The 8,727-nt window shown below is 72.6% G+C and carries 8 protein-coding genes; 4 read left to right on the top strand and 4 right to left on the bottom strand.

Features of this window, described 5'->3' with window-relative positions; all coding sequences use genetic code 11:
• Positions 1 to 149: 149 nt before the first annotated feature.
• Positions 150 to 1,271: a cellulose-binding domain-containing protein gene (locus ACGFMK_RS42830; RefSeq protein WP_392775693.1), complete on the top strand. Its 1,122-nt coding sequence runs from the start codon at positions 150 to 152 to the stop codon at positions 1,269 to 1,271.
• On the opposite strand, the gene mgrA is transcribed toward ACGFMK_RS42830, so the two are convergent.
• Positions 1,268 to 2,263, bottom strand: a complete 996-nt coding sequence (gene mgrA, locus ACGFMK_RS42825) for an L-glyceraldehyde 3-phosphate reductase (RefSeq protein ID WP_392775690.1) — start codon at positions 2,261 to 2,263, stop codon at positions 1,268 to 1,270. The two genes, ACGFMK_RS42830 and mgrA, sit on opposite strands and share 4 nt — an antisense overlap.
• A 49-nt stretch (positions 2,264 to 2,312) precedes the next feature.
• Entirely contained in the window at positions 2,313 to 3,545 is a 1,233-nt protein-coding gene (locus ACGFMK_RS42820; protein WP_392775688.1) for an AGE family epimerase/isomerase, read from the bottom strand.
• Between the two features lie 222 nt (positions 3,546 to 3,767).
• Here ACGFMK_RS42820 and ACGFMK_RS42815 point away from each other — a divergent pair, with 222 nt between their 5' ends.
• Positions 3,768 to 4,796 (top strand): lytic polysaccharide monooxygenase, encoded by a 1,029-nt coding sequence (locus ACGFMK_RS42815; protein WP_392775685.1) that lies wholly within the window; start codon positions 3,768 to 3,770, stop codon positions 4,794 to 4,796.
• A gap of 53 nt (positions 4,797 to 4,849) precedes the next feature.
• On the opposite strand, the gene ACGFMK_RS42810 is transcribed toward ACGFMK_RS42815, so the two are convergent.
• Positions 4,850 to 5,866 carry a LacI family DNA-binding transcriptional regulator gene (locus ACGFMK_RS42810; protein WP_392775682.1) on the bottom strand — a complete coding sequence of 339 codons (1,017 nt, stop codon included), beginning with the start codon at positions 5,864 to 5,866 and terminating at the stop codon, positions 4,850 to 4,852.
• Between the two features lie 195 nt (positions 5,867 to 6,061).
• On the opposite strand from ACGFMK_RS42810, the gene ACGFMK_RS42805 reads away from it, so the two are divergent.
• Together ACGFMK_RS42805 and ACGFMK_RS42800 are read left to right on the top strand one after the other, a co-directional pair.
• Positions 6,062 to 7,333: an ABC transporter substrate-binding protein gene (locus ACGFMK_RS42805; RefSeq protein ID WP_392775679.1), complete on the top strand. Its 1,272-nt coding sequence runs from the start codon at positions 6,062 to 6,064 to the stop codon at positions 7,331 to 7,333.
• Between the two features lie 48 nt (positions 7,334 to 7,381).
• Positions 7,382 to 7,918, top strand: coding sequence for a GNAT family N-acetyltransferase (locus tag ACGFMK_RS42800; RefSeq protein WP_392775676.1), 537 nt, complete (start codon positions 7,382 to 7,384; stop codon positions 7,916 to 7,918).
• Here the strand turns inward: ACGFMK_RS42800 and ACGFMK_RS42795 are convergent.
• Positions 7,902 to 8,663, bottom strand: coding sequence for a glycoside hydrolase (locus ACGFMK_RS42795; protein WP_392775674.1), 762 nt, complete (start codon positions 8,661 to 8,663; stop codon positions 7,902 to 7,904). The two genes, ACGFMK_RS42800 and ACGFMK_RS42795, sit on opposite strands and share 17 nt — an antisense overlap.
• Positions 8,664 to 8,727 lie beyond the last annotated feature (64 nt).

The following is an 8,727-nucleotide window of genomic DNA, read 5'->3' as shown; positions in this document are numbered from 1 at the left end:
GGGGGGGGTGTGTTGCTTGGGCTTGTTTTTTGGGGGTCCCCCCCCCTTCTTTTTTGCTCCGCCCGGGGCCCCCCCCCCCCCCCCACGAACCCCCAGGGGCGCCGTGGCTTCCGCCACGGCGCCCCTGTTCGTGTCCCGGAGGTACCCCGATGAAGAGGTTCGCCGCCGCCCTGGCCGGGCTCTGCCTCGCCGCGGCGGGCACCACCGCGGTCCTCGCCACGAGCCCGGCCGCCGCCGCTCCCGCCTGCGGCGTCGACTACCACGTCGACCAGTGGGCGACCGGGTTCACCGCCCAGGTCACCGTCACGAACGGCGCCACCGCGCTCTCCTCGTGGACCCTCTCCTGGCACTACGCGAGCACCCAGGTCGTGACGTCCGGCTGGAACGCGACCGTCCGCCAGTCCGGCACGGCCGTGACCGCGGAGAGCCTGTCGTACAACGGGTCCCTGCCCGCCGGCGGCACCGTGACGTTCGGCCTGCAGGGCACGTACTCCGGCAGCAACCCCGCACCGGCGGACTTCGCGCTCAACGGCGTCTCGTGCGGCGGCGACGCCCCGCCCACGCCGACCACCACGCCCACCTCCGCGCCGCCGCCCGCCGGGTGCTCCGACGTCTGCGACGACTTCGAGCAGCAGACCGGCACCACCCCCGGCGGGCGGTGGACGGTCGGCGCGGCGAACTGCACCGGCACCGGCACGGTCACCGTCGACAGCACGGTCGCGCACTCGGGCACCCGCTCGGTCAAGGTCGCCGGCGGCGGCGGGTACTGCAACCACGCCTTCCTCGGCACGCCCCTGGCCGCCGGGAGCGTGCGGTACGGCCGGTTCTGGGTCCGCCACACGACCCCGCTGCCCGCCGGGCACGTCACGTTCATGGCTCTGAAGGACACCGCCGACGGCGGCCGCGACCTGCGGGCCGGCGGCCAGAACCGGGCCCTGCAGTGGAACCGCGAGTCCGACGACTCGACCCTGCCCGCGCAGAGCCCGGCCGGCGTCGCGCAGAGCGTGCCGCTGCCGACCGGGACCTGGTCGTGCTTCGAGTTCGGGATCGACGGCCCCGCCGGGCAGCTGCGGACCTGGCTGGACGGCACCGAGGTGCCCGGCCTGGTCGTCGACGGCGTCCCGACCCCCGACGTCGACCAGCAGTGGCTCGCCCGAGCTTGGCACCCGTCCCTCACCGACCTGCGGCTCGGCTGGGAGAGCTACGGCACCGACGCGGACACGTTCTGGTTCGACGACGTGGCGACCGGCCCGGCGCGGATCGGCTGCTAAGCCGCCACGATGCGGTCGATCTCCGCCAGCTCCTCGTCCGTGAACTCGAGGTTCGCCACCGCCGCCACCGTGTTCTCCAGCTGGGCGACGCTGCTCGCGCCGATCAGCGCGGACGTCACGCGGCCGCGGCGCAGGATCCAGGCGATCGCCATCTGCGCCAGCGACTGGCCGCGGCCCTTCGCGACGTCGTTCAGCGCGCGGATCGTGGCCAGGGTCTCCTCGGTGAGCCGGTCCTCGGTCAGGAACGGGCTGGCCCCGGCGGCCCGGGAGCCGGCCGGGACGCCGTCCAGGTAGCGGTCGGTGAGCAGGCCCTGGCTCAGCGGCGAGTACGCGATCGAGCCGACGCCGTGCTCGCCCAGGGTGTCGAGCAGGCCGTCCTCGACCCAGCGGTTCAGGATCGAGTAGGACGGCTGGTGGATCAGCAGCGGCGTGCCGAGCTCGCGCAGCGCCCGCAGCGCGGCTTCCGTCTGCTCCGGCGAGTAGTTGGAGATGCCCGCGTAGAGCGCCTTCCCCGACCGCACCGCCGTGTCGAGGGCACCCATGGTCTCCTCGATCGGGGTGTCCGGGTCCGGGCGGTGCGAGTAGAAGATGTCGAAGTGGTCCAGACCCGTGCGGGCCAGGCTCCGGTCGAGGCTCGCGAGCACGCTCTTGCGGGAGCCCCATTCGCCGTACGGGCCGTCCCACATCAGGTAGCCCGCCTTCGACGACACCAGGATCTCGTCGCGGTACGGCCGGAAGTCGGCCGCGTAGTGCTTCCCGAAGTTCGCCTCGGCCGCCCCCGGCGGCGGGCCGTAGTTGTTGGCCAGGTCGAAGTGCGTCACCCCGAGGTCGAACGCCCGGCGCAGCACCGCGCGCTGGACGTCGAGGGGCTTGTCGTCCCCGAAGTTGTGCCACAGGCCGAGCGACACGGCGGGCAGCTTGAGCCCGCTGCGCCCGGCGCGCCGGTACGGCATGCCCGCATAGCGGTCCGCGGCGGCGGCGAAAGGCGACATGGTTCTCCTTGTCGGGAGGGAAACGACTCCCCCGAGCCTACCGGCGTGATCAGCTTCCTTCGGCCACCGCGCCCCGGTCGAGCGAGAGCACCCCGGCGAAGGACACGGCCGGCGGCAGCACGGGCAGCAGCGTCGCCTGGTAGGCGTGGTAGACGTCCGGCTTGCCCGCCCAGACGGTCGCGGCCGGGCGGTTCTCCGGGTCCAGTTCGTGGTGCCACGAACCGCGTTCCCGGTCGACGAAGCAGGCTTCGGCGTGCTCGCACCACTCCTCGAACCGGTCGAGGTGGGCCGGGTCGCCGGTCTCCTGGTGCAGGGTCCACGCGGCGGCGATCGCCTCGGCCACCACCCAGTGGAGCCGGTTGCGCACCACCGGCACACCGTCGAAGCCGGTCGTGTAGACGAAGCCCGGGCGGCCGTCGACGGCCCAGCCGTCCCGCACCGCCGTGGCGAACAGCGCCTCGGCGTCCGGCACCAGCCACTCGGGCGCTCCGGCGCCGAGCGCGCGCTTCAGATGTACCGCCAAGCGGGACCACTCGAGCAGGTGCCCGATGGTGACGCCGAACGGGCGGAACGGGTGCGCGGGCTCGTCCCGGTTGAACTCCAGGCGCACGTGCCAGTCCGCGTCATAGTGCTCCGGCAGGCGCCAGCCGTGCGCGCGGGCCTCGCCGTGCACCAGGTGCTCCACAATGGACAGCGCGCGGGCGGCCCAGACCGGGTCGCCGGTGACATCGTTGACAGCGAGCAGCGCTTCGACCGTGTGCATGTTGGCGTTGGCGCCGCGGTAGTCCTCGAGCCGCGTCCAGCTGCGGTCCCAGACATCGGCGACCCGGCCGTGGCCGGGCTCCCAGAACCGGCGCTCGAAGACGTCGAGGGCGTCCGCCAGCAGCGTGTCCGCGCCCTCGGCCCCGGCGGCCACCGCGCTCGCGGCGGCCAGCACGACGAAGGCGTGCTCGTACGCGCGCTTCTCGTCGTCCGCGGGTCCGTCCGGGGTCGCCGCGGCGAACCAGCCGCCGTGGTCCGGATCCCGCAGCAGCCCGGTCAGGCCCGCGACGCCGTGCGCGACCTGCTGCGCCGCTCCCGGCACGCCTTGCAGCGACGCGAGCGCGAAGACGTGCGTCATCCGGCAGGTGATCCACGTCTCGACGGGCCGGTCGAGGACCGGGTGCCCGGCGTCGTCGAGCCAGGCGAAGCCGCCGGCGGGATGGGCGGCCGGCGCGGCGAAACCGAGCAGCCGGGCGGGTTCGGCCCGCACCCAGGAGGGGACCGAAGACGGAATGTCCACTATCCGACAACCTTGCCTTTCTCCACTGACCAGCCCGGTGATCGGGTGCCTTTCCCAAGGTAGGCCAAAGCTCCCGCGCCAGTCACCCGCCCCCGTTTCCGGGATGTTCCCGAAGCCGCCACCACCGCGTATCCTGACCATGGGAGCGCTCCCAGTCTTCGACGCACGCAACCCGACGAAGGGACTGACGTGACCAGGAGACGAAGTACGATCCTCGCCGCCGTGACGGTACTGCTGGCGAGCCTGACCGCCGTGCTGCTGAACACGGGCACCGCCGAAGCGCACGGCGCCATGATGAAACCGGGCAGCCGGACCTTCCTGTGCTGGCAGGACGGGCTGAGCTCGACCGGCCAGATCATCCCGCAGAACCCCGCCTGCTCGGCCGCGGTGGCCACCAGCGGCGCCAACTCGCTGTACAACTGGTTCGCCGTGCTGCGCTCCGACGGCGCCGGGCGCACCCGCGGCTTCATCCCGGACGGCAAGCTCTGCTCCGGCGGGAACCCGAACTACGCCGGGTTCGACCAGGTCGGCGACTGGCCGCTGACCCACCTCACCGCGGGGTCGACGTTCGACTTCTCCTACAACGCGTGGGCGGCCCACCCGGGCTGGTTCTACACCTACGTGACGAAGGACGGCTGGGACCCGTCGCAGCCGCTGACCTGGGACTCGCTGGAGGACCAGCCGTTCCTGACCGTCGACCACCCGCCCGTGACCGGCCAGGTCGGCACCGTCGACGGCCAGTACAAGTGGACCGGCGCGCTCCCGGCGAACAAGACGGGACGGCACGTCATCTACTCGGTCTGGAAGCGCTCCGACAGCGCCGAGACGTTCTACGGCTGCTCGGACGTCACGTTCGACGGCGGGCACGGCGAGGTCACCGGGGTGCACGACCCGGGCACCCCGCCGACCACGCCGACGACCCCGACGTCTCCTCCGCCGACCGGCGGCTCGTGCATGGCGATGTACGAGATCACCAACGCGTGGAGCGGCGGCTACCAGGCCACGGTGACGATCATGAACCACAGCACCACGGCCTACACCGGCTGGCAGGCGGGCTGGACGCTGCCCGCGGGCCAGACGGTCGGCAGCGTCTGGAACGGGACGCTGAGCCAGTCCGGCTCGGTGGTGACGGTGCGCAACGCGGACTGGAACGGCCGGATCGCCCCGGACGGCGAGACGACCTTCGGCCTGGTCGTCAACGCGTCCGGGACCAACCCGGCCCAGCCGTCCCCCACCTGCCAGGGCACCTGAGGCGAAGGCCGTGAATGGCCCATTGAGGGACTTGAAGTCCCTCAATGGGCCATTCACGGACCTGGACGTGCGGGGCCGGTGCTGCCGCGGGTGACCAGGGACGGCGGTGACGTGCAGGCGTCGCCGGGGTCGCCGCCCGTCATGAGGTCCCGCAGCACCGACACCGCGAGCGCGCCGAACTCCGCGACCGGGCGGCGCACCGCGGTCAGCGCCGGGCGGACCAGGCGGCACAGCGCCGAGTCGTCCCACGCCACCACCGAGACGTCGTCCGGCACCGCGAGACCCAGCTCCCGCAGGGCCGTGAGGCCGGCGACGGCGAGGACGTCGGTGTCGTACAGCAGCGCGGTCGGCGGCCGGCTGCCCGCCAGCAGCCGCCGGGTCGCGGCCACCCCGCCCTCGCCCGAGTGGTCCGTGTGGACGGTCCGCGCGCCGGCCAGGCCCAGCCGGCCGGCCACCGCGGCGAACGCCTCGGCCCGCACCCGCGTCTGCACCAGCACGCCCGGCCCGGTGATCCACGCGACCCGGCGGTGCCCGAGGGCGGCCAGGTAGCCGAGCACCTCGCCGACCGCGGCGGCGTCGTCCACCCGCACCGACGGGACGCCCGGGCGGCCGAGCGGGCCGCCCAGCGCCACGGCCGGCAGGCCGATCCGGGGCAGTTCGGCGATCCGGTCGTCGTCGTGACGGGGGCCGGTGAGCAGCACGCCGCCGGCCCGGCGCTCGCCGTGCCAGCGCCGGTAGACCTCCAGCTCGGCGGCGTGGTCCGGCGCGACCTGCAGGATGAGGGACGCCGGTCCGAGCTCACGCTGGATCCCGGTGAGCAGGGCCAGGAACACCGGCTCGACACCGAGGACGTCGGCGGGCCGGTCCAGCACCATCCCGACCGCCCCGGCGCGGCCGCCGGACAGCGCCCGCGCCGTTTCGCTCGGCGCCCAGCCCAGCTCCCGGGCGATCGCGGTGATCCGGTGCCGGGTCGCCTCGGAGACTCCCGGGCGTCCATTGAGGGCGTAGGAAACGGCCCCTTTGGACACTCCGGCCTCGCGGGCGATGTCGGTGATCGTCGGACGCTTCATCGCGCTCCTCCACTGGACCCGTTGCACCACAAGAAACCCGACCCCAGTGCTTAATCGGTTCATCGCGTGCCCGTGTCCGTCCGGACACCCGCAGTCGCCCACCTTGACACCCGTGGCCTGCGGAAACAAGACTCCAACCGGGAGCGCTCCCACCCTCGTGTGCGAGCGCGAGTCGCGAATCGGGAGTGCGCACGCGTGAGGAAGTTCCGAAGAACACTGGCGGCCGCCACAGCCGCCGTCCTGCTGGTCCTGACCGGGGGCTGCGGCCCCGCCACGCCGGAGAGCTTCACGCTCACCCTGGCGACGTTCGGGCAGTTCGGCTACGACGACCTGATCCCCGGGTACGAGTTCACCCACCCCGGGATCACCATCCGCCAGGTCCGGACCGAGCAGGGCGGCCCGTACCACCAGGACCTGCTGGCCAAGCTGCAGAGCGGGCAGGACCTCGCCGACGTCCAGGCCGTCGAGGAGGGCCACCTCGCCGACGTGCTCGCGCAGTCGGCGAAGTTCGCCGACCTGGCCGAGATCGGCCCGTCCGACGTGAAGCCCGGGCGCTGGCTGGAGTGGAAGTACGAGGCCGGGCGCAGCAAGGACGGCAAGCTCGTCGGCTACGGGACGGACATCGGCCCGCTCGCGATGTGCTACCGCAAGGACCTCCTCGAGGCCGCCGGCCTGCCGACCGACCCCGGCTCGGTGAAGACGATGTTCGCGAGCTGGGACAGCTACTTCCAGGCCGGCGAGCGGTACGTCAAGCGCTCCAAGGGCAAGGCCTGGTTCGACTCCGCCGCGCAGAACTTCAACGCCATGGTCAACCAGCTCCCGACCGGGTACCTCGACCGGCAGGACCGCCCGACGTTCGACACGAACACCGGGCTCAAGTCCGCCTGGGACCAGGTCACCCAGGCGGTCGGGCAGGGCCAGTCGGCCGGGCTGACGGCCTTCGCCGACGACGGCAACGCCGGGCTGCGCAACGGGACGTTCGCGACGAAGGTCTGTCCATCGTGGATGCTCGGCGCGATCGAGCAGCAGGCCGGCCCGGGCAACGCGGGCAAGTGGGCGATCACCGACGCCTTCCCGGACGGCGGCGGCAACTGGGGCGGCTCCTACCTGACGGTGCCCGCGGCGAGCCCGCACCAGAAGGAGGCCGCCGCGCTGGCCGCCTGGCTCACCGCGCCGGAGCAGCAGCTGCACGCGTTCCGGGTCAGCGGGAACTTCCCCAGCCAGGTCGACGCCTTCACCTCGCCCGACCTGCTCAGCGAGATGAACGGCTACTTCGGCGGCGCGCTGAGCGGGCAGGTCTTCGTCGCGCAGGCGCGCAAGGTCGGGAAGCCGCAGTACAAGGGCCCCGGCGACGGGAAGATCCAGGAGACGGTGGTCGCGCCGGCGCTCAAGGCGGTCGAGCAGGGCGCCGATCCCGCCGCCGTCTGGCAGCAGGTGAAGCTGGGCGCGGGCCGGCTGGTGCCGTGACCGGAAATCCGGTGGAACAGACGCGCCGGGGCGGGCAGGGTGCGGGGTATGACCACTCCTCTGCCCGCCCCCTGGCAGCACCTCGGGATCCGGCGTCCCGGCCCGGACGACCACCTGCCCGTCCTGGCCCTCCTCGACGCCTGGTGGGGCGGCCTCGGTGGCGAGGAAGGCAGGCGGCAACGGGCCCTCCTCCTGCCGAAGCTGATGTTCCAGCACTTCGGCGACAGCGGTTTCCTGGTGACGTCCGGTGACCGGATCGTCGCGTTCCTGATCGGGTTCCTGTCGCAGTCGCGGCCGGACGAGAGCTACATCCACTTCGTCGGCGTCGACCCCGCCGAGCGCGGGTCCGGCCTGGGCGCGGAGCTGTACGAGCGCTTCTTCGCCCACAGCAGGGCGCACGGACGCTCGGTGGTCCGGGCGATCACGTCGCCGCAGAACAGTGGTTCGCACGCGTTCCACACCAGGATGGGGTTCGTCACCGAACCCGGGCCGAAGGAGTACGAAGGACGGCCGGTCCAGCCCGACTACGACGGACCCGGGCTGGACCGGCTGAGCTTCCGGAAGGATCTCAGCCCGACAGGCTGAAGGTGCGCACGCCGAGGCCGGTCTGGCCCTGCCACGGCTCGAAGCCGAACTGGACGCTCGTCAGGTACCAGGCGTCGCTGATCTTGCCGCGGCCCACGGCGTCCCGGGTGAAGTCCGTCAGGTTGACGTCGAGGCTGTCGGTCCCGGAGGTCCGGACGTAGGAGATGACGTTCCAGCCGATGTTGCCGAACCAGACGTTCCAGGTGGCCCCGGCGAGCTGCGCGGTGCCGATGACGCTGCCGACCGGCTGCGGGGCACCGCGGTGGTTGCCCCAGATCATCACCTCGGCGCCGGTGTTCTGCCCGGCCGGGTTCGGCGTGGGGTCGTACCAGACGTCGTAGGAGGCGTCCCACTGTCCGGCTTGGACGGTCGTGTAGTCCGCCCGGGACGTCAGCGAACCGAGCGACCGGACCTGCCGCGGCAGGCCGCTGCCGGTGCTGCAGTTGCCGTAGTGGCAGCCGGCGTAGACCGAGGGGTAGCTGCCCGGCGCGCCGTTCGTCGGCCGGTTGTGCGACGCCGTCGTCACGGTGAAGCCGGTGCCGGACACCGACAGGCACTGGGTCGTGTCGTCACCCCAGTTGTTGTTCTGGACGATGTAGCGGCCACCTTGGATGCGCAGCGAGCCGTACTTGTCGCACAGCTGCGTGTCGGCGGCCGCCGGTGGCGCGGTGAGCACGACACCGCCGGACAGCAGCACGGCCGTGGCTCCGAACGACGCCAGTGTGGCCCGTAGCCGGTTCTTCATGAACGGTTCCTTTCGTGGGAGACGGGTGGAAACCCGGGCCGGACGGCGGCTGCGCAGGCACCGC

The organism is Amycolatopsis sp. NPDC049252 (assembly GCF_043197175.1).
In the GTDB taxonomy this organism is placed as follows: domain Bacteria; phylum Actinomycetota; class Actinomycetes; order Mycobacteriales; family Pseudonocardiaceae; genus Amycolatopsis.
This window is presented reverse-complemented; position numbering and strand designations above follow the sequence as displayed.